This window comes from Paraburkholderia sp. RL18-085-BIA-A, from assembly GCF_046027075.1.
Taxonomy (GTDB): domain Bacteria; phylum Pseudomonadota; class Gammaproteobacteria; order Burkholderiales; family Burkholderiaceae; genus Paraburkholderia.
On sequence record NZ_JARESU010000062.1, the window covers coordinates 18,300 to 42,292 of the forward strand.

Annotated in this window: 21 protein-coding genes; 7 read left to right on the plus strand and 14 right to left on the minus strand. The window is 65.6% G+C overall.

Annotated features, from left to right (window positions below; all coding sequences use genetic code 11):
- Positions 1-31: 31 nt before the first annotated feature.
- Positions 32-682: a response regulator transcription factor gene (locus tag P0D89_RS31250; protein WP_408360748.1), complete on the minus strand. Its 651-nt coding sequence runs from the start codon at positions 680-682 to the stop codon at positions 32-34.
- Positions 683-994: 312 nt separating this feature from the next.
- Here P0D89_RS31250 and hpaC point away from each other — a divergent pair, with 312 nt between their 5' ends.
- Positions 995-1,531, plus strand: coding sequence for a 4-hydroxyphenylacetate 3-monooxygenase, reductase component (gene hpaC, locus P0D89_RS31255; protein ID WP_408360830.1), 537 nt, complete (start codon positions 995-997; stop codon positions 1,529-1,531).
- Between the two features lie 250 nt (positions 1,532-1,781).
- On the opposite strand, the gene P0D89_RS31260 is transcribed toward hpaC, so the two are convergent.
- The 3 genes from P0D89_RS31260 to P0D89_RS31270 all read right to left on the minus strand — a co-directional run bounded on the left by P0D89_RS31260 (position 1,782) and on the right by P0D89_RS31270 (position 3,609).
- Positions 1,782-2,174: a copper resistance CopC family protein gene (locus P0D89_RS31260; RefSeq protein WP_408360746.1), complete on the minus strand. Its 393-nt coding sequence runs from the start codon at positions 2,172-2,174 to the stop codon at positions 1,782-1,784.
- Between the two features lie 15 nt (positions 2,175-2,189).
- Positions 2,190-3,086 (minus strand): hypothetical protein, encoded by an 897-nt coding sequence (locus tag P0D89_RS31265; RefSeq protein WP_408377670.1) that lies wholly within the window; start codon positions 3,084-3,086, stop codon positions 2,190-2,192.
- 106 nt (positions 3,087-3,192) lie between these two features.
- A complete protein-coding gene (locus tag P0D89_RS31270) occupies positions 3,193-3,609 on the minus strand; it encodes a DUF2946 domain-containing protein (RefSeq protein WP_408360828.1) in 417 nt (138 codons plus the stop codon).
- A gap of 210 nt (positions 3,610-3,819) precedes the next feature.
- Here P0D89_RS31270 and P0D89_RS31275 point away from each other — a divergent pair, with 210 nt between their 5' ends.
- A complete protein-coding gene (locus P0D89_RS31275; protein WP_408360742.1) occupies positions 3,820-5,172 on the plus strand; it encodes a TAXI family TRAP transporter solute-binding subunit in 1,353 nt (450 codons plus the stop codon).
- A 16-nt stretch (positions 5,173-5,188) separates the two neighbouring features.
- Here P0D89_RS31275 and P0D89_RS31280 read toward each other — a convergent pair whose 3' ends face one another.
- From P0D89_RS31280 to P0D89_RS31290, 3 genes are all read right to left on the minus strand, one after another.
- Positions 5,189-5,923, minus strand: coding sequence for a ProQ/FinO family protein (locus P0D89_RS31280; RefSeq protein ID WP_408360740.1), 735 nt, complete (start codon positions 5,921-5,923; stop codon positions 5,189-5,191).
- A 284-nt stretch (positions 5,924-6,207) separates the two neighbouring features.
- The gene (locus P0D89_RS31285) at positions 6,208-7,572 is read right to left on the minus strand and encodes a sensor histidine kinase (RefSeq protein ID WP_408360738.1); all 1,365 of its coding nucleotides are present in this window, start codon (positions 7,570-7,572) and stop codon (positions 6,208-6,210) included.
- Positions 7,572-8,231, minus strand: coding sequence for a response regulator (locus P0D89_RS31290; protein ID WP_408360736.1), 660 nt, complete (start codon positions 8,229-8,231; stop codon positions 7,572-7,574). The genes P0D89_RS31285 and P0D89_RS31290 overlap by 1 nt, the downstream gene beginning before the upstream one ends.
- A 247-nt stretch (positions 8,232-8,478) precedes the next feature.
- Between P0D89_RS31290 and P0D89_RS31295 the strand changes: the two genes are divergently transcribed.
- From P0D89_RS31295 to P0D89_RS31305, 3 genes are read left to right on the plus strand one after another with little or no spacing between them, the layout of a single operon-like run.
- Positions 8,479-9,948 carry a TolC family protein gene (locus P0D89_RS31295; protein ID WP_408360733.1) on the plus strand — a complete coding sequence of 490 codons (1,470 nt, stop codon included), beginning with the start codon at positions 8,479-8,481 and terminating at the stop codon, positions 9,946-9,948.
- Between the two features lie 34 nt (positions 9,949-9,982).
- Positions 9,983-11,080, plus strand: coding sequence for an efflux RND transporter periplasmic adaptor subunit (locus P0D89_RS31300; protein WP_408360731.1), 1,098 nt, complete (start codon positions 9,983-9,985; stop codon positions 11,078-11,080).
- Positions 11,077-14,127: an efflux RND transporter permease subunit gene (locus P0D89_RS31305; RefSeq protein WP_408360729.1), complete on the plus strand. Its 3,051-nt coding sequence runs from the start codon at positions 11,077-11,079 to the stop codon at positions 14,125-14,127. Before P0D89_RS31300 ends, P0D89_RS31305 begins: the two co-directional genes overlap by 4 nt.
- A gap of 112 nt (positions 14,128-14,239) precedes the next feature.
- Here P0D89_RS31305 and hpnK read toward each other — a convergent pair whose 3' ends face one another.
- Genes hpnK through P0D89_RS31320 form a run of 3 tightly spaced genes read right to left on the minus strand, consistent with a single transcriptional unit; the run spans position 14,240 to position 16,715 of the window.
- Positions 14,240-15,061: a hopanoid biosynthesis-associated protein HpnK gene (gene hpnK, locus P0D89_RS31310; protein WP_408360727.1), complete on the minus strand. Its 822-nt coding sequence runs from the start codon at positions 15,059-15,061 to the stop codon at positions 14,240-14,242.
- Positions 15,051-16,352 carry a bacteriohopanetetrol glucosamine biosynthesis glycosyltransferase HpnI gene (gene hpnI, locus P0D89_RS31315; RefSeq protein WP_408360725.1) on the minus strand — a complete coding sequence of 434 codons (1,302 nt, stop codon included), beginning with the start codon at positions 16,350-16,352 and terminating at the stop codon, positions 15,051-15,053. The genes hpnK and hpnI (P0D89_RS31315) overlap by 11 nt, the downstream gene beginning before the upstream one ends.
- Positions 16,353-16,364: 12 nt before the next feature.
- Complete coding sequence (locus P0D89_RS31320) at positions 16,365-16,715, minus strand: hypothetical protein (RefSeq protein ID WP_408360723.1); 351 nt, start codon at positions 16,713-16,715, stop codon at positions 16,365-16,367.
- 338 nt (positions 16,716-17,053) lie between these two features.
- On the opposite strand from P0D89_RS31320, the gene P0D89_RS31325 reads away from it, so the two are divergent.
- On the plus strand, positions 17,054-17,713 hold the full coding sequence (locus P0D89_RS31325) for a response regulator (protein ID WP_408360721.1): 660 nt from the start codon (positions 17,054-17,056) through the stop codon (positions 17,711-17,713).
- Entirely contained in the window at positions 17,710-19,125 is a 1,416-nt protein-coding gene (locus P0D89_RS31330; RefSeq protein WP_408360719.1) for an ATP-binding protein, read from the plus strand. The genes P0D89_RS31325 and P0D89_RS31330 overlap by 4 nt, the downstream gene beginning before the upstream one ends.
- A 26-nt stretch (positions 19,126-19,151) precedes the next feature.
- Here the strand turns inward: P0D89_RS31330 and P0D89_RS31335 are convergent, their stop codons facing one another.
- The 4 genes from P0D89_RS31335 to P0D89_RS31350 form a co-directional block, all read right to left on the minus strand.
- Entirely contained in the window at positions 19,152-20,192 is a 1,041-nt protein-coding gene (locus tag P0D89_RS31335; RefSeq protein ID WP_408360717.1) for a lysylphosphatidylglycerol synthase domain-containing protein, read from the minus strand.
- A 124-nt stretch (positions 20,193-20,316) separates the two neighbouring features.
- On the minus strand, positions 20,317-21,477 hold the full coding sequence (gene hpnI, locus P0D89_RS31340; RefSeq protein WP_408360715.1) for a bacteriohopanetetrol glucosamine biosynthesis glycosyltransferase HpnI: 1,161 nt from the start codon (positions 21,475-21,477) through the stop codon (positions 20,317-20,319).
- A complete protein-coding gene (gene hpnJ, locus P0D89_RS31345) occupies positions 21,474-22,895 on the minus strand; it encodes a hopanoid biosynthesis associated radical SAM protein HpnJ (RefSeq protein WP_408360713.1) in 1,422 nt (473 codons plus the stop codon). The genes hpnI (P0D89_RS31340) and hpnJ overlap by 4 nt, the downstream gene beginning before the upstream one ends.
- A 243-nt stretch (positions 22,896-23,138) precedes the next feature.
- Positions 23,139-23,531 carry a hypothetical protein gene (locus P0D89_RS31350; RefSeq protein WP_408360826.1) on the minus strand — a complete coding sequence of 131 codons (393 nt, stop codon included), beginning with the start codon at positions 23,529-23,531 and terminating at the stop codon, positions 23,139-23,141.
- Positions 23,532-23,993: the final 462 nt, after the last annotated feature.

Consider the following 23,993-nt stretch of genomic DNA (forward strand, 5'->3'; position numbering starts at 1 on the left):
GCGTTGATCGCACCTGCGCCACCAGCGCGTATCAACGAGACGCCTCGTCCTCTTCCCACACCACCATCACCTCGCGCACCAGCATCGCGATCGACGCGGCGCCAAGCTTGTCCTTGATGCTCGCGCGATGTACGTCGACGGTCTTCACGCTGATCGACAGATCGCTCGCAATGCGCTTGCTGCCCTTGCCGTCGATCACCCCACGCAGCACTTCCGTTTCGCGGGCCGTCAGCGACTCGATCCGCTTGCGCAGCTCGCGCCGCTTCTGAGCGGCGACGTGCCGTTGCGCAGCGAGCTTCAACGCGCGCTGCACGCGATCGAGCATCTGCTGCGAGTTATACGGCTTCTCGACGAAGTCGATCGCGCCGTTCTGCAACGCGCGCACGGACATCGGAATGTCGCCGTGGCCGCTGACGAAAATGATCGGCAAGCTTGCGCCGCGCCGGTTCAATTCGGCCTGCACGTCGAAGCCGCTTTGCTCCGGCATCCGTACGTCGAGCACCAGCGCGGCGGGAATGGCCGCGTCGAACGCATCGAGAAACTCGCGCGCATTCGCGAAGCCCGCCGACTTCACGCCAACCGATTCGAGCAGCCACGCGAGCGACGTGCGCATGCCGCTGTCGTCGTCGACGATATAGACAATGGGTGCGGGAACGGAAGCTGACTGCTGCGGGTGGGGCATGGACGGAGCCGAAGCGGTTCGTATTGGTGCGGTTTAAAACGCGTTGCACGAACCATCATATCCAGCGAAAAAGGCCGTGCAAAGTCATGGTTACCCTGAAGCGCCGCTTGCGTTCCGCTCACGCGCTCGCTCCTAGAATGTGCACTGGAGCACTGAGAGCACTTGAGGTATTGGGGAAAACTTTAGACACGTTGGGAAAGACGCCCACCCATGCGCGGCTCGCGCGGATATTTTTCCGCACCGGGATTGATTACGCTTGAATCCAGACCGACACCCACGATGCCGCGCCCTCAAGGAATCCAGATGACCACGATGCCGACCCAGTCCCCCGCTTCCGACAACGACGCTCACCTGAACGCCAAACGGCAGTTCCGCCAGGCGATGGCGCATCTGTGCGCGGCCGTCAACGTCATCACGACCGCCGGCCCGCACGGCCGCTGCGGCGTCACCGCGAGCGCCGTGTGCTCCGTCACCGACACGCCGCCGACGCTGCTCGTCTGCCTGAACCGTTCGAGCGCGATGCACTCCACGTTCGAGGGCAACCGCCACGTCTGCGTCAACGTGCTGCCTGGCGAGCACGAACTGCTCGCGCGCCACTTCGCGGGGATGACCCAGGTGGCGATGGAAGAGCGCTTCGGCTGGCCGATCTGGGACGACGGCGCGCACGGCGTGCCGGTGCTGCGCGATGCGCTCGCGAGCCTGCAAGGCGAGATCGTCGATCTGAAGGAAGTCGGTTCGCACTCGGTGATGTTCGTGAAGACCACGCGCATCAGCGTGCGTGCGGATGGCGATGGCCTGATCTATTTCGACCGCAATTTTCATCGCATCAAGCGGGTCGCGTCGTGCTGAACGCAGAGCTTGAACGGGCGCTGTGCATCAGCCGCGCGATCCAATTCGACCGGGAAGCCGGCGGTGGCCGCAATCAATGGGCCGTCGGCTTCGGCGGAAGATAAGCAGGCAGTGATTCGGGTGGGGTTGCGGCACAAGTCTTGAGCGAGCGGATAGCGGTGCCGTTCGGTAAGGCACTCCTCCAACCGCCCTTTCAACCGGCCCCCAACGTCGGCGAAAGGCCTATACAACAAGCCACTACCGCCTCGCGCTACTTCACATCGAACCCATAATCACCGTGCGTGCGATGCCCGTCCGAAGCCACAGCCACCCAATGCACCGTATAGTGACCGGCCGCGAGCGACGGCAACGGCACCGTCATCGTGGTGGGCTCATGCGGGTCGACCGAGGCCTTTTGCGTGGTGACCTGTTTGCCGCTCGCGTCGGTCACCATCAGCGAACTGAATGCCGGTTCGAGCGGCCCGTCGAAGATCACGCGGACCTGCGGCGGCGGCGCCACCGTCGAGCCCGCGCCCGGCTCCTGCTTCTGTGGAAACACATGCGCAAAGGCTGCGCTCGCGAGCGCGAGACCGGCGGCAAGCGCCGTCAGTTTCGCGGCCGCGCGCAAGCCGATGGTCCCAAATCCGTCCAGCACGTTGTTCATCATCTCTCTCCTGCTTTACTGAAACAGTGGTTTGCCGATCGTGGTCGGGGCGACGTCGTCGAAGAAAATATGCGCCTGCACCAGAATGCCGACGTGCGAGCCGCTCGCACGATTAATCGGAATTTGCGCCTCGACACCGAACTGCCCATAGCGGTTGATCCAGATGAAGCCCGGATTGACCGTACCGGTCGTCTGCCCCTGACTCCTCGATAGCGGAATCTCCACCAGCGGGATCAGGTTCGCGAACGGCTGCGGCAGACCGGCGTCGCGCACGTGCTGCTGCAGATACGGCAGGCTGTATTGCACCGTGAAGCCGTAGTCGAACGCGTTCGGTTGGCCCGCGCCGGTGGTCAGCGCGGGGCCCGCTTCAGCGGTGATCGCAATGGGCCGCAGATAGGTGAGCGAGTCCGGCAGATCGCCCATGCCCTTGCCGACGTACACGGTCGGCGAGATCGTCGAAAAGTTGTCGGCGATGGCGCGGCTGCCGGTGCCGCCGAGTTCTGCGTTCACGCCGATCGAGGTCATGAATTCGCGCGCATCGTTGACGTACAGCAGGTACTTCAGGCCGACGCCGAAATTGTCGAAGCCCCGCGCCGTCGGATTGTTTTGCATCGCATAGCTGCCGTCGACGGACACCGCGAGGCGCGGCGTGATCAGCTTGTCGTATTCGAAGCTGAAGGTGTTGATGCTCTGGTCGCCGTCATCGCCGGGCACGCGCTGATGGCCATACTCGAAGTTGGCTTCGTCGCCGACGCCGGGGTCGTCGACCGCCATCGTCGACGGGAAGACGCGGTTGCCCGCAATCGCGTGCGCGTCGACGAGCGACGGCGTGCAGAGCGCGAAGCTCGCGGCGGCCGCAACGAGGGGCGCCGCGCGCAGCGGCCGGCCGCTGCGCGTTGGTGAGGTTGACATGGTTCATCCTGTTCGATAGGTCGTGACGATGCCGGCGCGCACGCTCGAATGCGCACGCGGCGGCAGGCGCGATGCGGTTCAACGCGGCGCGCCTCGGTGACTCGGATCAGGATGCTAAGGGTGGCGCGCGGGGCTGCGCGAAGGTGAGCGGTTCGACGCGGCGCACGCTCTCGAAGCGGGTCGCGACGGTGTGCTCGCGGACCCGGACGGCGACCAGAAACAGCGCCTCGACGCTCGGCATGGCGGGCAGATGGGCCAGCAGGCTGCAATAGCCGCAGGCGTCGCCGTCGGACATCTGCGCGTGCTTGCCGGTGGCATCGTCGGGAGTGGCGGGTGCTTGCGCCGCTTCATCCCGCATTGACGACATGCCGTCCATCGACGCCATCGAGCAATGCTCTTCCGACCTCGCATCTTGATCCGCGCGCGCGGCGAGGGTATGCGAAATCGTCGGTGCGAGCGTAGCCATCAGGATCGCGAACAATCCCAGCCAACTGCCGATCTTCCGCTGGAAACGACTCAAGATGCGCCCGTCGATGCGATGAGAAGCTGTGGCGGATTATGCCACGCTCAGTCACGCATGACGATCAGACGGATGCGAGCGACACGACGCCTCTACTCGCCGCACCGCACGGCGATCAATTCGCCCTGCCGGGTCAATAGAGCAAACTGCCGACGACAAACCCGCCGCGTACAGTAGACAATGCAGCATCCCAGCTTGCGGCACGGAGTCCCCATGAAAGCGCAGCGTCAGCGTCCCCCGCGATTCCCTGGCGGCCCTACGCATGCCGAATGGCGCGATCACACGCTGCCGTATGCCGTCGTGGCCATGCTCGTGGTGCTGGTGGTCATGCTGCTCGTATGGGTGGTCGATCCGGCTCCGCCGAAAACCATCACGATGAGCGCGGGCCCGCGCGACAGCTCGTTTCTCATCACCGCGAATCAGTACAAGAAAATCCTCGCGCGCAACGGCATCCGGCTGAACGTGCTCGAGTCCGACGGTTCGGATCAGAATCTGCAGCGTCTGCTGGACCCGAAGCAGCACGTCGATATTGCGCTCGTGCAAGGGGGGCTCGCCGACGGACTCGACACCTCGTCGCTGATGTCGCTCGGCAGCGTTTTCTATGTCCCGGTGGTCGTGTTTTACCGCGGCACGGGCGTGACCCAGCTTTCACAACTGGAAGGCAAGCGGATCGCCATCGGCCGCGAAGGCAGCGGCACGCGCCGGCTCGCGCTCAAGCTGCTTGACGCGAACGGCATCGAGCCTGACGGCGGCACCGTGCTGATGCCGAGCGACGGCCTGCAGGCCGCCACCCAACTGGTCGCGGGCGAGGTGGACGCGGCGATTCTGAGCGGCGACTCGGCCACGCGTGGTTTGATGCTGCGTCTGCTCAGGGTGCCCGGCATCTCGGTGATCAATATCGAGGAAGCGAGCGCCTATACGCGCCTCTTCCCGTATCTGGACCGGATCGACCTGCCGCCTGGCGTGCTGGATCTGAAACACAGGATTCCGCCGGAAACGGTGCATCTGATCAGCCCCACAGTTGAGCTGGTCGCGCGCACCAGCCTGCATCCGGCGATCTCGGATCTGCTGATCGAAGCGGCGCAGGAAGTGCACGGCAGGCCGGGTCTGTTGCAGCACGCGGGGCAGTTTCCGAATCCGGTTGCCCACGAATATCAGATCAGCGAGGACGCGCAGCGCTACTACAAGACCGGCAAGAGTTTTCTCTACCGCACACTGCCGTTCTGGCTGGCGAGCATCGGCGACCGCACGCTCGTGCTGTTGCTGCCCGTGGCGGTGCTGCTGTTTCCGACCATGCGCCTGATTCCCGCGATTTATGGCTGGCGGATACGTTCGCGGATCTACCGGTATTACGGTTCGCTGATTGCGATCGAACGCGACGCGCTCGCCCATTCCACCGACGAAGAGCGCAAGGCGCTCTTCGCGAAGCTGGATCAGATCGAGGCGTCGTTGAATCGGCTGCGCATGCCGCTCGCGTATGCCGATGCATTCTACGTGCTGCGCGAACACGTCGGCTTCGTGCGCAGCCGGCTGACGGCTGCGGAGCGGCAAAGCGGCACCCCGTAGCGGGGTGGCGGGGACGTCAGGCTGACGGAGTGGCCGGCGAAGCTGCCGGTTCCGCAACCGCCGCGCTGTTGGCGGACGGCTCCGTCGAGCTGGCCTGCGGCTTGCTGACGGACTCGTCGGGCGCGCTCGCCGCGGCGTCGGCCGGATCGGCCGCTGCCACCGGCGCTTCGGCCGCCGGCGCATCCGCTGCCACTGCCGCCGTCTTCGGCGCGCCCTTGCTTGCGCGGTGCGCTTGCAGGCGCTGCGCGCCCGCCGCTTCCTGTGCGGTGACCTTGCCCGCCTCGACGCCGGTCAGATCGACACGCGCCGCGCCTTCGACAAGACACTTCCAGTAGCGGCTGCCACGGCACCACGTCTTGATCGCGTCGCGCAGTTCGGCTTCGCTCAGCGACAGCTCCTTCGCGTGCGCGACGAGGTCTTCGAAGATGCCGATCTTCAACGGCAGCTTCGGCGCGGGGTTCTTCGGGAACGCAATCGGAAAGCGCTTCTGCAGACGCCCGATCGACTTGACGACCGGGTCCACTGGCCTGGCATCCGCCGCCGGCCTGGCTTGCGCCGCGGCTGCGGGCGCATCGCGGCGCGGCTCGGCGTTGTTGCGGGCAGGCTTCGCGCCCGGCCTGGAACCGGCCTTGGATGCAGGCTTTGAAGCAGACTTGGATGCCGGTCTGCCACCGGACTTGGCGGCAGGCGCAGATTCGGCGCGTGCAGCGGCCAGTTGCTTCTTCAGTTCAGCGAGTTGTTCGAAACCCATAGCGCACAATCGGTCGAGAAAGACAAGATTGTAGCAGCGTGTGGAAACGCGCTCATGACAACCCTACAAGCCGGGATTGGCATACCGCGCCGACGGCGCGCCGTGCGGCGCTGGCAGCCGGTGTTCCGGCCCGCTGCGCCGCATGTGCGCGCTTGATAAGCCGCAGACAAATCCCGCCTGCCGCCGCCCAGTTTGAATAAGCGAATGCAGCTCCTGGCGATCATTGCATCAAAGCGAAACGCGCACGCAATGCCCTGCTCAAGGCCAACCTGCCTGCAACGGCGTCAGGTTCTGACCGGCACGGGCGCCTCGGCATCGAGCGCCTTCAAACCGAACACCGCGACGCGCAAGCCGGGCCGCCCGTCGTTATTGCGCAGCGACAGTCCAAGCTGATGCCGCTCGGCGATCCGCGACACGATCGCGAGACCGAGCCCGCTGCCCTCGCCGCGCGCCTCCTCGCCGCGATAGAAGCGGTCGAACACGCGCTCCAGTTCGGCCTCCGGGATCCCCGAGCCGCTATCGACGACTTCGAAGCCGACCCGCTCGCCGGCGCGCTTGAGGATCACGTCGACGCGACCGCCGCGCGGCGTATGCCGGATCGAATTATTGATCAGGTTTCCTAATAGAACGCTCATCCCGTGCGGCTCGGCCAGCACCATGTAGGCGTCGTTAGGCGTGCGCGCGCCTTCGCATTCGAGGCCGAGATCGATCTCCTTCGTCTCCGCCAGCAGCGACAGATCGCCGACCGCCTGCTCGCCGATCCGCCGTAGACTCACCGGCACCATCGACGTGACCGGATGCGCGTCTTCGCGCGCCAGCATCAACAACTGCTGCACCAGGTGAATGATCCGGTTCACGCGCCCCTCGACGCGCTCTAGCGTCTGCCCCTCGCCCTTCAGCGAGCCGTCGCGCGAGGCCGCCTGCAGTTGCAGCTTCAGCGCGGCGAGCGGCGAGCGCAGCTCGTGCGCGGCATCGGCGATGAACGTGCGCTGCGCCTGCGAGGCCGTGTGCAGCCGTTCCAGCAGATCGTTCAGCGCCTGCACCAGCGGCTGGATTTCGACCGGCACGCTGCCGTCCAGACGCAGCGGTTCGAGCGAGTCGATCGAACGGGTCGACAGCGCGCGCGACAGGCCGCCGATCGGCCCGAGCCCGCGCGCGACCACCAGCAGCACCAGCACGATCGTCACCGGCACCAGCAGGGCCAGCGGCCACAGCGTGTGCAGCGCCAGCTTCAGCGCGAGATCCTCGCGCACCGAAACGGGTTGCGCCACCTGCACATAACGGTCTTTCTGGTCCACGCCGAACGTGCGCCAGTGATACTCACCGCGCTCGACCGTGTTGAATCCGTCCGGCAAGCGCGCCAGTACCGGCGCCCGCGTGGAGTGATAGATCAGCTCGCCGCCGCGGTCCCAGATTTCGATGACGATGCGGTCGTCGGCAAGGCCGCCGAGATCGGGGTCGCGATGTTCGCCGTCGCCCACGCCGGTCAGGTTCGACGGCAACGACAGCGCCACCGTGCGCAGTTCATAGTCGAACAGCTCACTGGCTTCCTCGCGCGCCGTGTGGAAGATGCCGAACGCCGCCACGGCCGCCGCCGCCGCCATGCCGAAGATCAGCCAGCCCAGCAGCCAGCGGCGAATCGACGTCATCAGCACCTCTTCAGACGGTAGCCCACGCCGCGCACGGTCACCACCTGCTCCGCGCCGATCTTGCGCCGCAAGCTGTGCACGTGGACCTCGATCGTGTTGCTGCCCACTTCCTCGCCCCAGCCGTACAGCTTCTCTTCCAGCTCAGCCTTGGTGAACACGCGCGTGGGCTCTTCGATCAGCGCCTGCAGCAGCGCGAACTCGCGCGGCACGAGCGGCAGCGGCGCGCCGTCCTTGGTGACTTCATGCGCGGCGGGGTCGAGCGTGAGTTCGCCGTGCGCGTACACCGGCTGCTTCTGGCCGGTGCGGCGGCGCAGCAGCGCGCGCACGCGCGCGGCCAGCTCGTCCAGATCGAACGGCTTGATCAGGTAGTCGTCGGCGCCGGCGTCGAGGCCGCGAATCCGTTCGTCGACGGCGTCGCGCGCGGTCAGGATGATGACCGGCGCGGACCCGCCGTTCTTGCGATATGCGTTGAGCACTTCGATGCCGTCCTTCTTCGGCAAGCCCAGATCGAGCAGCACGAGGTCGTACACGCCGTTGCCCAGCGACAGCTCCGCCGCGCGGCCGTCCGCGGCCCAATCGATTGCGTAGCCGGACCGGCGCATCGCGCCCAGCACCGTTTCCGCAATCATCTCGTCGTCTTCGACCAGTAGCAGGCGCATGGCCTCTTCTCCGTCCAGTTTGGACCGCACATTGTCCGGGCCGCCAGCTTAACGCTTGCTTATGGCTTCCTTGAGGCAACCTGACACTCGCCTGAGGAGGCGCTTAAGGGATAAGGGATTGCAAGGGATTTTCACGACCGGCTTGAATTGAACTTAAGGGTTACTTAAGCGCTTTCTCCGCAAACTCGGCTCCACTTCCGCGGCCTGCGCTCGCGGTTGCATCAACTTTTCCTTCAGGAGCCGGATTTTGCCCGTTTTCGACGCCGCCGCGGCGGCTTTCCCAGCGGTTTGCGAAGCGTCCGCGCCAACGCGCGCCTCAGTGGCCGCGCACCGCTCGCCACGACTGCGCGCGCTGGTGGCCGTCGGCGCGCTGCTGCTGGGCGGCTGCACGTGGTATCACCGCGAGCCGCTCGCGCCGCGCGACACGTCCACTTCCGCCCATTCGCTCGAACGCATCCAGATCGACGCGTCGCGCATGCCGCTGCCCGAGCTGGCCGCGCATCGTTTCGATCCGTCCGACGGGCTCGACATCGACGAAGTCGCGATGCTCGCGGTAGCCAACAATCCCGACCTCAAGCTGGCTCGCGACGATCTCGGCATCGCCCGCGCGCAGGCCTACTCGGCGGGGCTGCTGCCCGACCCGCAACTGAGCGTGTCGAGCGATTACCCCGGCGCCGCCGGCGCCACGCGCGCGTTCAATTATGGCCTGAGCATCGACGTGATGGCGATCGTGCTGCGCAGCGCGAACAAACAGTCCGCCGACGCGAGCGTCGCGAAGACCGATCTCGGCCTGCTGTGGCAGGAATGGCAGGTGGTCGCGCAGGCACGGCAGTTGTTCATCAAGACGCGCTTTCAGCAGGACACGCTGCCGCTGCTGCAACAACAGCGCGACCTCGCGCGCACGCGCTACGAACGGATGGCCGAAGCGCGCCGCGACGGCAATCTCACCGACGACACACTGACCGCCGCCCTCACCGCGTACAGCGACGCGCGCAAGCAATACACCGATGCCGAGCGCGCCGCGCAGCAGACGCGTCACGATCTCAACGCGTTGCTTGGCCTCGCGCCCGAAGTCCAGGTGCAACTGAGCGGCAAAGAGGACATTGCACCGGTGGCCGACCCCACGCTCGACGCCGCGCTCGCCTCCCTCGCGCAACGCCGCCCCGACCTGATCGCGTTGCAGGCGGGCTACGAAGCGCAGGAGCAGAAATATCGCGCGACGATTCTGAGCCAGTTTCCGAGCCTGTCGGTGGGCTTCGTACGCGCGCGCGACACCTCGAACATCTACACCAGCGGCTTCCAGATCAACCTGAGCCTGCCGATCTTCAACCGCAACCAGGGCAATGTCGCGATCGAAAAAGCCACCCGTCAGCGGCTGCGCGACGAATATCAGACGCGCCTGAACCAGGCTTACGCGGACGTCGCGCAGATGCGCGCGGACCAGGTGATCCTCACGCGGCAATTGCAGCAGACCGAAGCCGCGCTGCCCGATGTCGACCTCGCCGCCCAACATGCGGCCGCCGCCTACGCCGAACACAACCTCGCGCTCGGCGCGTACACCGACGCGCAAAGCGCCGCGCTCGCCAAACGCGTCGACGTGGCGACGCTGCGCGAGTCGCTCGCCGAACAGCGCGTCGGCTTGCAGGCGCTGCTGGGCAGCGCGATTCCCGACGCTTTCTCTTCCGCTCAGACCTTCATCGACACTCATGCGAAATAGTCCACACCCAAGGTCACGGCCGCGCGTCGCCGCCGTGGCGACCGCGTTCGCCTGTGCCGCGCTGCTGTGCGTGACGCTGCACGCCGTGAGCGCGGCTCATGCTGCCGGTGCCGCCGCTGCCGCTGCCGACGACACCGCCGACCAACCCGTCGTATCCGTCCAGACAGTTCGCGTGCAGCGCGCCGAGATCGCGCAACCGGTACGCGGCTTCGGTATCGTCGCCGCGTCCGCATCCAATCTCACGACCATCAATCTGCCCTACGTCGCGCGCATCGTGCAGATGCGCGTTCAGTCCGGCCAGACCGTCACGCGCGGCACGCCGCTCTTCGTCGTGCAGGCCGATCCGGCCGCCGTGCTCGCCGCCAACCAGGCGAAGAGCGCCGTCACGCTCGCGCAAGGCGAGCTGGCGCGTACGCAGTCGCTGTACGACAAGGGGCTCGCCACGCAGTCGCAACTCGCGAACGCCCGCAAGGCCGCCGACGACGCGCAGCAGGCCCTCGCCGCGCAGAATCAGACCGGCGTCGCGAGCGGCAACAAGGTGGTGACCGCGCCGCTCGACGGCGTGGTGCTGCAACTGTCGGCGGCTCAGGGCGACCAGGTGCAGGCCGGCGCGGCGATCCTGCAACTCGCCGGCGGCAATCCGAAGGACGCGCGCGCCAACGTGATGCTCGGCGTCGAACCGTCGGACGCGGGCGCGATTCACGCTGGCGACAGCGTCACGCTGCGCGGCCTGTCGACCGCGCTCGCCAACACGCCGGTCAACGGCCGCGTGGTGCTGGTCGGCGCAGCCGTCAATCCGCAGAGCCAATTGGTGGATGTCGGCGCGAACGTGCCGCTCGGCCAGAGCGCGTTCATTCCGGGCACGCGCGTAAGCGCCGAGATCGCGACCGCCAGCGGCACGTATTGGATCGTGCCGCGCGCGGCCGTGCTGAAGGACGACAAAGGCGCTTACGTCTTCCAGATCGCGCCGCAGAACAAGGCGCGTCGCGTCGCCGTGAGCATCCGGATCGAGAACGGCGACCGCTATGGCGTGGACGGTCCGCTAGACGCCGCCCAGGGGCTCGTGATCAGCGGCAACTATGAACTGAAGGACGGCATGCCGGTGCGCACCAGCGGAGGCGCACCGCGATGAACTTCGGTCAATGGATGCAGGCGCACCGCCGCTCGCTGCTGTTCGTGATCGCGCTGCTGGCGATCGCGGGCGCGCTGACCGCGTTCCGTCTGCCGATCTCGCTGTTCCCGAACGTCGCGTTTCCGCGCGCGGTGGTTTCGCTCGATGCGGGCGACCGCCCCGCCGAACAGATGGCCACGCTCGTCACGATGCCGGTCGAAGAAGCGCTGCGCCGCGTGCCGAACGTGCGCGACGTGGAGTCGAGGACCAGCCGCGGCGCGGCGGAAATCTCCCTGAACTTCGACTGGGGCACCGACATGGCGCAGGCCACGTTGCAGGCGCAGTCGGCCATCAGCGAGATTCTCGCGACGCTGCCGCCAGGCACCTCGATGCAGGTGCGGCGCATGGACCCGACCGTGTTTCCAGTGCTCGCGTACAGCCTCACTTCGACGCAGCAGTCGCTGTCCGCGCTGCACGATCTCGCGCAGTTCCAGATGCGGCCTTTGCTGTCGTCGGTGGAAGGCGTCGCGCGGGTCGACGTGACCGGCGGCGCGCAGGACGAATTCGAAGTCGCGGTCGACCCCGCTCGCCTCGCCGCGTACAAGCTGTCGCTCGCCGACGTCTCGAAGGCGATCGGCGCGCACAACGTGCTGATGGCCAACGGCCGCATCGAGGACCACGACAAGCTGTACCTCGTCATCACCAACACCACCATCACGCAGCTCGACGAATTGCGCAACGTGGTGGTGTCCGCCAACGGCGCGACGCAAATCCGTCTGGGCGACGTCGCGACGGTCCGCCAGGGCGTCGTGCCGCAATGGATGCGCGTCACCGCCGATGGCAAGGACGCCGTGCTGCTCAACGTCTACCAGCAGCCCGGCGCGAACAGCGTCGCGATGGCGAAGGCGATCCGCGCGAAGCTGGCCGACTTCCAGCGTCAGATGCCGCCGGGCGTGCATCTGTCGAACTGGTACGACCAGAGCGAACTGGTGATCGCGTCGGCCACCAGCGTGCGCGACGCGATCATGATCGGCGTGGTGCTGGCGGCGCTCACGCTGTTCGTGTTCCTGCGCAACTGGAAGATCACGGCGATCGCCGTCGCACTGGTGCCGGTGGTGATGGCCGCGACGATCCTGCTGCTCGACGTGTTCGGCATGGGCTTTAACATCATGACGCTCGGCGGTATGGCGGCCGCGGTCGGTCTCGTGATCGACGACGCGATCGTGATGATCGAGCACATCGTGCGGCGCATGCGCGAAGCCGGCGCGCGCGCGTTTCACGGCCGCGTGATGGCGGCGGCGCTCGAATTCACGCGGCCGCTGGCCGGTTCCTCGGCGGCGACGCTGATCATCTTCGTGCCGCTCGCGTTTCTGTCGGGCGTGACGGGCGCGTTTTTCAAGGCGCTCTCGGTGACGATGGCCAGCGCGCTGTTCATTTCGTTTCTCGTCACGTGGCTCGCGGTGCCGATTCTGTGCGACCGCTGGCTCAAACCGAAAGACGCCGAGGAGCACGCGGATACCCGCTTCGCCGCGTGGCTGAACCGGCGTTACGCGACGCTGGTCGAGCGCGTCACCACGAAGCCCGTGCTCGTGCTGCTCGGCGTCGTGCCGCTGATCGTGGTGGCCGCGTTCGCGTTCACGCGGGTAGGCAGCGGCTTCATGCCGAGCATGGACGAAGGCGGCTTCGTGCTCGACTATCACACCGAACCGGGCACCTCGGTGACCGAGACCGACCGGCTGATGAAGCAGATCGAGAGCATCATCCGCGCGAATCCGAATGTATCGACCTATTCTCGCCGCACCGGCGCGGGTCTCGGCGGCGATCTGAACGAGCCCAACAAGGGCGACTTCTTCATGCGGCTGAAGTCCGGCCAGCGCGAGCCGATCGACACAGTGATGGAAGAAATCCGCTCGCAGGTCGAGGCGCGAGTGCCCGGCGTGAGTATCGAACTCGCGCAGCTGATGGAGGACCTGATCGGCGACCTGACGGCGGTGCCGCAACCGGTGCAGATCAAGATCTTTTCCGACGACGCGAACACGCTCGACACCACCGCGCGCAAGGTTGCCGCGCGGATCGGCAAGATTCAGGGCGTGGTGGATGTGAACGACGGCATCAACCCCGCGGGCGACGCGCTCGAACTGCACATCCTGCCGGCCGCGGCGGCCGCCGAGGGCATGGACCCGCAATCGATCGCGCAGGCCGTGTCCGACATGGTCGAAGGCAACGTGGCGACACAGTTCCAGAGCGGACCGAAAACGGTCGGCGTGCGCGTGCGGGCGGTCGGCGCGCTGAAACTCACGGATACGCAACTGGGCCAGTTACAGATCCGCGCGCCGGACGGGCATCTGTTCGCGCTGAATCGCGTCGCCGATCAGGTGACGGTGACGGGCCAGCCGGAGATCAGCCGCGACAACCTGAAGCGGATGGTCGCGGTGACCGCGCGTATCGATGGGCGCGATCTCGGCTCCACCATCGCCGACGTGCAGAAGGCGCTCGGCGACGGGACCCTGCTGCCCACAGGCGTCTACTACGAACTGGGCGGCTTGTACCAGCAACAGCAGATCGCCTTCAAGGGCTTGCTGACCGTGTTCGGCGCCGCGATCGCCCTGGTGTTCGGCTTGCTGCTGTTTCTGTACGAGCGCTTTCGCGTCGCGCTGTCGGTGCTGGCGATGCCATTGCTGGCAGCGGGCGCGGTGTTCATCGGCCTGTGGGTCACCGGCATCGAGCTGAACATCTCGGCGATGATGGGGATGACGATGATCATCGGCATCGTCACCGAGGTGGCGATCTTCTATGTGTCGGAGTTGCAGGCGCTGGTGCGCGACGAGGAGATGCCGTTCGACGAAGCGTTGCGAAGCGCCGGCCGCAACCGCCTGCGTCCCATTGCGATGACGACGATCGCCGCGATCCTCGCGCTGCTGCCGCTGGCGTTCGCGCTCGGGCAAGGCTCGGCGATGCAGCAGCCGCTCGCGATCGCGATCATCTCCGGGCTGATCGTGCAGTTGCCATTGGTGCTGTTGCTGCTGCCGGTGCTGCTGAAGCTGTTGATGAAGCAGCAGCCTATATAACGCGCGGTTTTTGCCGCGTGCACGCGGGCGCGCTGGCTTGCGCGTTGCGTCCTGGTTGGTCCGTTCACGGCATGTCGTCGACGGACCCGCCCGCCATCAAACTCAAAAGCCGCTACGCCAAGACGTCCGCAAATCCGCCGATTCGCGCGCCCGACGCGCGAATCGCGGCGGCGACCTTCGGCGAAAGCAGCGCCTGCAATTCATCGGCGTGCCGGTAGTTCCGCATGCCGTCGCTCAACGGGAGGTCGCCCGCGAGCGCGGGATGGCAATAGATCTCGCCCACGCCGTGCGGCAGATCGGCCAGCGCCGCGAGCCACGCAGCCTCGTCCATGCGCCCGCTGCCGGTGATTCCAACCACATAGTCGTTGTGCGCGATCCCCGCGCGATCGAGGCGCGCCCTCACCCGCGCGACCCACGGCTTCAACCACAGCGGCGCGTTCGCCTCGAACGGCAGGCGCATCGCCTTCATCCCGTACTCGCGGCCGATCGCGAGAATCAGCCCGAGCACCGTCGGATGCAGATGAAAATGCTTGTGCGTGTTCACGTGATCGAGCGTCAAACCGGTTTGCGCAAACGCGTCGAACTGCGCGCGAATCTCGCGCGCGAGCTGTTTGCGCACATGCGGCAGGAAGAAAAAGCGCATGCCGTCGCGCACCATGTTGTCGCCGAAGCGGCCATGCTCGTCGAGCAACGCGCGAATCGATGCGCGCGGCAGGAGCGCGGCGCCGTCAGCCAGCACCAGATGCAGACCAACCCGCAGTTGCGGCAACTCGCGCGCGCGCGTCACGGCGTCGCGCGCGGCCGGCGCGCCGATCATCAGGCTCGCGGCGCTCAGCACGCCGTGGCGATGCGCGCGTTCGACCGCCAGATTCACGCGCGCATGCAGACCGAAATCGTCGGCGGTCACGATCAGCCCGCGCGGCCTAACCGCCATCCGACACCTCCATCGCATCCATCACGTTCGGACGCCTCCTGCGCGCGAGCGACGCAGCGGACGTTTCCAGCGGCACGCGCGCGCCGCGCCACGTCACATGCGAGCCGAACGCACCGGTGCACCATTGCAACGCCAGCAGCAGATCGCGCAACGGCACGAGCGGCAGATCGCGCCAGAACGTGCGTTCGTGCCTGGCGGCGCGCAGATGCAGCAGCAGACGCGCGCCCAGGCCGACCGCCGTGGCGGCTGCGCTCGCGAGCGCGAGCGTGACCGCACCGTGTGCGCCATGGCACGCGCTCGTCGCGAGGGATGCGCTCAGCCCCGCGCCGGTCAGCAGCCACGGCGTCGGAAACGTGATGACCAGCGACGCGAAACCCAACGGGTTCACCGAACGGATCGTGCGCAGCCAGCGCGTTTCACGCTGCCATAGTGCGCCGAAGGTCGGCTCGATCACATCGGTGGCGACCATCACGCGCGAGAGCACCGTCTGCAGCCCCAGCGCGCGCACGTGTTCGGCCAGCCAGTAATCGTCCGCGAGACAGTTTTTCAGCGCGTCGAAACCGCCGATGCGTTCGAGCGTCGCGCGGCGCAATGCCAGCGTCGCGCCGAAGCCGAAGCGGCGCGAGCCCGCCACATGCGCGACGCGCACCGACGGCGCGAACCATTCATTGATGAAGAGCGCGCCCACGCGCGGCCAGAACCCGCCGACGCCACGTGCGACATACAGACACGTGACGACACCCACGCGCGGGTCCGCGAGCGGCGCGGCGACGCTGTCGAGATAATCGGCTTCGACGGCGATGTCGCTGTCGGCGATCACGATCACGTCGTGACGGGCTCGCCCCGCCATGTTGATCAGATTGCTGACCTTCAGATTGCTGCCATGCACGCGCGTGTCGATCGCAAGCTCGATGTCGCACGCCGGGTAGGCGGCCTGCAAACGGCGCACCACCGCGATCGCGGGATCGTGCGGCGACGACACGCCGAGCACCAGCTGGAAATGTCCGTGGCGTTGCTCGCAGAAGGTCCGCAGATTTTCGTAGAGACGCGGCTCGGCGCCGCACAGCGGTTTGAGCACGCTGACGCCGACCCGCGCAAACGGCTGCGCGGGCTGCGACGCACACGACGCGGAGGCACGTGGAAGATCAGAGGACTTGGCCCGCGTGGTCGAGCTGTAGCGGCGCGTGCCGAAGAATGGCATCGCCAGCGCCGCCGTCGTCGCGTAGACCGCGGCGCCGGCGCAGCCAATCAGCACAATCCATTGGCATAGGGTCCATGCGTGCGCCGCCATCGTCCGTTTCCGTCAGTGCCCGGCCAGCACGAACGGTCGACCCGTCAGCCGCAGATGAAGAATGACGAGCCAGCGGCGCGGACAATCCGAGGCCACCTCGACCGGCCACGCGGCGCGCCCGGCGGGGATTGTGTGATGGCTTTTGACGGAGACCTCGAAGGCGGCCTGCGCGAATTCGCGCGTTACGATCACGCCGCCGACGATCACCGCGATCGCGAGCAGGCGGAACGGCGTGGTCGAGAAGAACTGCTGCGACACCGGCAATACCAGCAGCACGATGCAGACCACGGCCTCGGCGCCCACGGCCGTGAGCGATGCGACCAGCAGATGGGCTCGCAGCATGTCGACGGTGACTGGCTTCATAACGTGGCCTCGTGACCTGACGGAACGCACGGCGCTATTCATCGGCATAAAAACACCGGTCGATAGGATTGCGTCGGTGTCCTTACGATCAAGCTGCAAGAACCTGACAAAAGTAATCGATAGAAGTGGCTGACAACAACGCCGCTTCACGCTCTTCACCACTACTCGAACCGGGCTGTTGAGGGGGGATACTATCCATTCAAGCTGAAGGAAACCTTAAGCATGCGCACGGTATAAAGCGGATCATCAAGGGGCTGGTTAAACTTCGCCTGCATGTATCGGCGCTTGCGTAAAAACGCTTACAGTTATGCAATAAAACATTCGAAACGGAATCCCACATGCGCGTACTCCTCGTAGAAGACGACGAACTGATCGGCTACGGCATCGAAGCCGGACTGCGTCAGGCAGGCTTCACAGTCGACTGGGCGCGCGACGGCCACAAGGCCGGTCTCGCGCTCGACACCACCGCGTATGCGCTCGTGGTACTCGACCTCGGCTTGCCGCTCGTGTCCGGCATGGAACTGCTCAAGCACCTGCGCGACGAGGGCAACGACGTGCCGGTGCTGGTGCTGACCGCGAAGAGCACGGTGGTCGATCGCGTCGGCGGTCTGGAAGCCGGTGCCGACGACTACCTCGGCAAGCCCTTCGACCTGACCGAGCTGATTGCCCGTTGCCGCGCTTTGCTGCGCCGCGCGCAAGGCCGCAGCGTCGAGTTGATCCACTATCAGGACCTCACCGTCAACCCGGCCGCGCAAACGGTCGCAGTGGGCACGACGCGAGTGCCGCTCACCTCGCGCGAATGGGCGATCCTGCTGCAGTTGCTGACCAATCAGGGAATTCCGCAGTCGCGCTCGCGGCTCGAAGAAAGCCTGTATGGCTGGCAGGAAGAGATCGAAAGCAACGCGATCGAAGTGCACGTGTCCAATCTGCGCAAGAAACTCGGCGCGGGATTGATCAAGACCGTGCGCAATATCGGCTACGTGATGGAGAAAGCGTGATGGGCGCGTCGATTCGCCGGCGCCTGTCGCTGCTGGTGCTCGCGAGCATCGCGCTGATCTGGGGCATCGCGCTCGTGTCGAGCTATCGTCAGGCGTCGCGCGAAGTCGGCGAATGGGAAGTGGCGCGCCTCGCGGAACTCGCGCAGATCCTCGCGCTGCTCGATCAGCGCAATCTGACCACGCTCGCCAACGCGCGCATCGATGTGCGCGAAGAAGAAAAAGGCGGCGATCCCGGCGCGAGCGATCTCGACGACGACGACACGCTGCCGCGCGACGCCCTCTTCCAGGTGCGCGCCGTGAACGGCGTGGTGCTGGCGGGCAGCCCGCAGTTGCGCGCCCTCAGCGCGTGGGATCTGCCGGTGCCGCCCGCGAGCGGCGCGCAAGACATCACGCTGGGCGGCCAGATGTATCACACGTTCACGCTGCGTAACACCACACTCGGCCATACGGTGCGCGTATTCGAACCGGCCAACACGCGCAGCGACCTGGTGAGCGGCGTCGCGAGCCGGATCGCGCGGCCCACGCTGATTGCGCTACCGGTGCTGGCGTTGCTGGTGTGGTTCAGTATCGGCTGGAGTCTCGCGCCGCTCAAGGTGCTGTCGGACGCAATCCGCTCGCGCGACATCAACCGGATGGAGCCGGTCGACATCGGCCACGCGCCGACCGAGGTGCGGCCGCTCGTCGATGCGATCAACCTGATGCTGTCGCGTTTGCAGAATTCGCTGGAACGCGAACGCGCGTTCACCGCCGACGCCGCCCACGAACTGAAGACACCGCTTGCAGCGATCAAGGTACAGGCGCAGGTCGCGCTGGGCGAGCAGAACACGGCATTGCAGCGGCTCGCGATGGAACGCGTGGTGCAAGGCGTGGACCGCAGCGCGCGGCTCGCGGAGCAGTTGCTGTTGCTCGCGCGTCTGGACGTGCAAGAGAAGGTGTCGACGGTGCCGCTCAAACCGGCGAGCGTCGCGAAAAACACGTTGCTCGCGAACGAGCGCTACGCGCAGCAGAAGAACATCAGCGTGATGCTGATTGGCGACATGCGCGCGGAGATTAATGCGGAGCCGGTGCTGATCGGCATCCTGCTCGACAATCTGCTGGACAACGCGATCAAGTACGGGCGCAACGGCGGCAGCATCGAAGTCGCAGTGCGGCATGCCGACGACCGCGTGCAGCTCACCGTGCGCGACGACGGCCCCGGCGTTGCGCCGGACGATCTCACGCGCCTGACCAATCGCTTTTTCCGCGCAACCGGCAATCAGGCCACCGGCAGCGGCCTGGGTTTGTCGATCGTCGCGCGCATCGCCGAGCATTTCGGCGCGCGGCTGCATCTCGGCACGGGCATCGGCGAGCGGGGCCTTGCGGTCGAGGTGTCGTTTCCCGCGTATGCGGCGGCTGAGGCGCCCGCACACTGACGCGCTGACAACGCTCGCGCGCGCTGCTAGCGCCGGCTCGTCTCGCGCACGGCGGACCGCGATTGGGCCACCGCGCGTGCGCCCCGCTGCCCATGCACGAGCGTGCGATTGGACGACTCGGCGAACTGCCACGCGATCAGGCCGGGCACGAACACCAGCAGATCGCGAATGCGCCGCGCGGCGGCGAGCGCAAGGCAGGTGGACGGATCGAGCCCGAGCGCGCCGCCGACCAGAATGAAACCGCCTTCCTGCACGCCCAGTCCGCCGGGCACGAAGAACGCTGCGCTGCTGATCGCCTGGATCAACGATTCGATCACGACCGCTTCGACAAGGGTGACGGGCACACCGAGGAAGTGCAGCGCGAGCCAGATCTGCAGCGAGGTCAGGAAACACTGCAACGGCTGCCAGAAGAACAGATAGCGCAGCACCACGGCGCGCCGCCGCCAGATCAGCTTGATCGACTGATCGATCTGCGCCGACTGCCCAACCAGCGCCGCGAGCTTGCCGCTCGTCATGTGATTGAGCACGCGCGTGATGCGCTCGAATGGATTCGCGTGCTGAACGAGCGCGAACAGCAGCAGCAGCGGCGCGAGGACCACGACGCCCCACGCCAGTTGCCCTGCAAGCCGCAGGGTGTCCGACTGCGCGTGCGCGAACAGGAAGCCGATGCCGACCATCGTGAACAGCAGCTGGCTAATTACCGTGAGCTGCATATCCACGATGATGCTGCCCATTGCCGTCGACGGCCGCACGCCCCAGCCTTTGAGCATGCGGAACGCGATGACTTCGCCGCCGACCCGCGCGACCGGCAGCATGCTGTTGACCGATTCGCGCACCCACACCAGATGCAGCATCTTCAGAATGCTGGGCCGGTTCGCGCCGCGAATCAGCGAACGCCAGTCGCATGCGTTGGCGAGCATCGGCAGCACGTGCACGAGCGCCGCCACCACGAGGCCGGCGCCGGCGGCCCTTAGCGCGCCGAGCACGGCGCCGGGGTTGTCGCGCCAGACGAGCCAGAGCGACAGCAGCAAGCCCACTAATGCGGCGACGCGGCCAAGATGTTTCATCACGCGGCCACCTCGTGCGCGTGCTTTACTGTCATCGGCACTGCCACCGCCACTGCCTTGCCGCCGTCTCGCGGTTCGAAAAAGAAACCTTGCATCATTACCGACCCAACCTGCCGTTAATCCGTCATTCGTCGCGTGCTGCCGACAGCAGACCGTCGCCGTCCACCTTAAAGCTGAAGCCCCGCCAGATCACACGCGACGACCGGAAACTCGCGACGAAAATCGCAAACGATACGATATCCCATAACGGCATCAGCCACATGTCGCGGGAGCGCACCCGCAACGCGCGATCGGTGAGCAGTTGCAGCGCAAGCCGCGCGCACACGGCGACGAGCGCGAGCGGCCAGGTCCAGATCGCGCCGCCCGAAAACGCAACGGCAAGCAGCGCGAACGCGAGCGGATGAATCAGCGCCGAGCCCAGATGCCCGAGCGGATCGATATGGCGAATCGTGCGGCTCCAGCGCAGTTCATGCGCGATCAGCTGCGTCGCGCTCGCTTCGACGCACGCATGCGCGATCGGGAACGGCGGAATCACCACCTTCTCGCCAATCATGCGCACCGCCTCGCCGATCGCGTGGTCCTCGGCGAGATGCCGCACGAACGGCGTGAAGCCGCCGATTTTTTCGTACGTGTCGCGCCGCATCGCGATGGTCTGCCCCAAGCACGGCCGCGCGAGCCCGACCGCCAGGCCGGTCACCACGCTGGGCAGGAACTGGTAGTTGGTGGCCCTGACCGACAGCCGCGGCCAGAAGCCCGGATCGGGTTGCCCGTGATACGCGCAGGTGACGAGCCCGACATCCGGCTTCTGCAATTCGCCGATCACGTTGCGCAGATAATCGGGCGCGACGCTCACGTCGCTGTCGGCGAACACCAGCACGTCGTGCCGCGCGTGCGGCACCATGTTGAGGATGTTGCTGATCTTGCGGTTAGGGCCGTACAGACGCGCATCGGCCACCACGGTGATGTCCGCTTCCGGGTGCAGCCGCCGCAGTTCGTCGACCGCTTGCAGCGCCGGGTCGGTCGAGTCGTGCACGCCGAACACGAATTGCATTGGTCCAGGGTAGTCCTGCAAGCAGAAACTCGACAGATTGGCGAGCAGCGCCCATTCGCTACCATGCAGCGGCTTGACGATCGTGACCGGCGGAAAACTGGCCGGTTCGGCGACCGGCCGGGCAAAGAAACGCCCGATCAGCGCGCCGGCCAGCACGGTGTAGCCGATGCCGAACACAGCCGCCGCCGCACACGCGTAGGCCAGCGTGACGGCGAGCAGATGCGTGGCGCTCACGCTTGATGGGCGCGCAGGAAGCGGAAGAATTCGACGCCTTCACGCAAGCGCCGTTTCATCATGTCCCAACTCGTGAACATCTCGCGCAGGATTTCCCAGATTTTCGACGGCCGGAAATAGAAGCGCTTGTAGAAGTTTTCGAGCTGGTGATACATCTCGTCGCGCGACAGATGCGGATAGCCGATCGCCGCCAGCTGCACGCCTTCCTTGCTGACGAGATTGATGACCTTGTTCTCCGCGAGCCAGCCGTTCTCGACCGCCTGGTTATAGAGCACGGTGCCGGGATACGGTGCGGCGAGCGACACCTGGATGGTCAGCGGATTGACCTCTTTCGCGTACTCGATGGTCTTCTGAATCGTTTCCGGCGTCTCGCCCGGCAAGCCCAGAATGAAGGTCCCGTGAACCTTGATGCCGAGCGTGCGGCAGTCTTTCGCGAAGCGCCGCGCCATATCCGTGCGCAAGCCCTTCTTGACGTTCACCAGGATCTGATCGTCGCCGGATTCATAGCCGACCAGCAAGAGGCGCAGGCCGTTTTCCTTCATGATCTTCAGCGTCGAGTAAGGCACGTTCGCCTTGGCGTTGCACGACCACGTCACGCCCAGCTTGCCCATACCGCGTGCAATCTCTTCCGCGCGTGGCTTGAAGTCGGTGAACGTGTCGTCGTCGAACATGATCTCCTTGACTTCGGGCATGTTGTCGCGGATCCACTTGACCTCTTCGAGCACGTGCTCGACCGAACGCGTCCGATAGGCGTGGCCGCCGACGGTGTGCGGCCACAGGCAGAACGTGCACCTCGAGCGGCAGCCGCGGCCCGTGTAGAGCGACACGTACGGATGTTTCAGGTAGCCGTTGAAGTAGTTTTCGATCTTCAGATCGCGCTTGTAGACCGGCGCGACGAACGGCAACTCGTCCATGTTCTCGAGGATCGGACGCGCTTCGTTATGCTCGATCGAACCGTCCGCCGCGCGATAGCTCAAGCCTTTGATCTGCGCGAACGGCACGCCTTCGGCGACTTCCTTGCAGGTGAAATCGAATTCTTCACGGCCTACGAAGTCGATCGCCTCGGTCGCGGTGAGCGAGTTGTGCGGATCGACCGCGACCTTGGCGCCGACCATACCTATCAATAGCGACGGCTTGCGTTCCTTCAGATGCTGCGCAAACATCGCGTCAGTGGGAAAGGAAGGGGTGCTGGTGTGGATGATGACGAGATCGTATTGCTGCGCGAGATCGAGCGTCTCATCGACCGACGCGCCATTCGCGGTCGCATCGAACACGCGGCTGTCGGGAATCAGAGCGGCAGGCTGTGCAAGCCAGGTGGGATACCAGAACGACTTGACTTCACGTTTCGCCTGGTAGCGCGAACCCGCGCCGCCGTCGAAACCGTCGAAAGACGGCGCCTGCAAGAACAGAGTTTTCATGAGTGCTCCAGCGAGCCTGAACGGCGCTTTCAGTATTTTGTCGGGGAAGCTAATAGAACCATGAGTCGCGTAGGGGCGAGTCGTGGCGCAAATAGTACGGAGCAAAGCTGAAGGAAACCTGAAGAATAATACTGCGTTCCCGCTGCTTGCGGCATTGTTCTCATGTTTAGTTTCAAGTGACGGGCGCTTGTCTTTTCGTTGTGGTATTAGGGAAAAATGCGCGTTGTGCGGCCGTTGCCAGGCTCACGGGACGACGTGTCTTGCCCAATCGAGCCAGCCGAGATTGAGGGCAGCGTTTACCACTACGCCGAGTGCCGACGCGATGGCCGCGATCATGGTCCAGAATGCCGAGCGCCGCGCACTCAGCGCCGACGTGTGCGCGGCCGTGGCCGCATCGCGCGACGCGCTCGCCGCCGCCTGCGCGATGTGCGAGGACGACTCCATCTGCGCGAGCGACTTCAGCGCGAAGCCGCGCTCTTCGTCCTGTTTCGCCGTGCGCGCTTCCTGATCCTTTTCGAACAGGTAGCGATAGCAGAATGGTGTGAGTGGATGATCGGGGTTCTGCGCGGCGAAATACCTTGCATAAGGTTCGCCGCCGTTGTCGGTGATCTGCTGGTATGCGCTGTCCTTGTCCACGAAGGCGTCCCTTTCGGCAGGCCGCGCGGCGGCGGCCGTTGACATGATCGTGCCACACTCGCTGCGTTGTGCTGCGCACTCACCCTGATTCGATTCACGCTGCAGTGCGTCATTGCAGCCGGACATCATGGGATCAGTATTCAGGTGTCACAGCGCCTGGGTGCCAGGTCCTCTGCATTAAGCGCGCAGTTCGTCTTCCCCTTTCATAGCGCCTGCTGAAGCTCGACTACGCGTATTACTCACCGGAGCGCCTCGTCATCAGGCGCAAAGGCTGGCTGGAACAGGCACTCGCGGACGTGCGCGATGAATTGCTCGAAGGGATTGGGGCCGCGTCGAACGGCCGGGCTTGACGGATGTAGATATAGCGGGCGATGTCGCGGCAACCAGACCCCCGCAACTACCCGGCAACGGCGCGCCGACTTTCGTAGCAACTTTCCCGGCAATTTCGCGGCTAGCTCATGG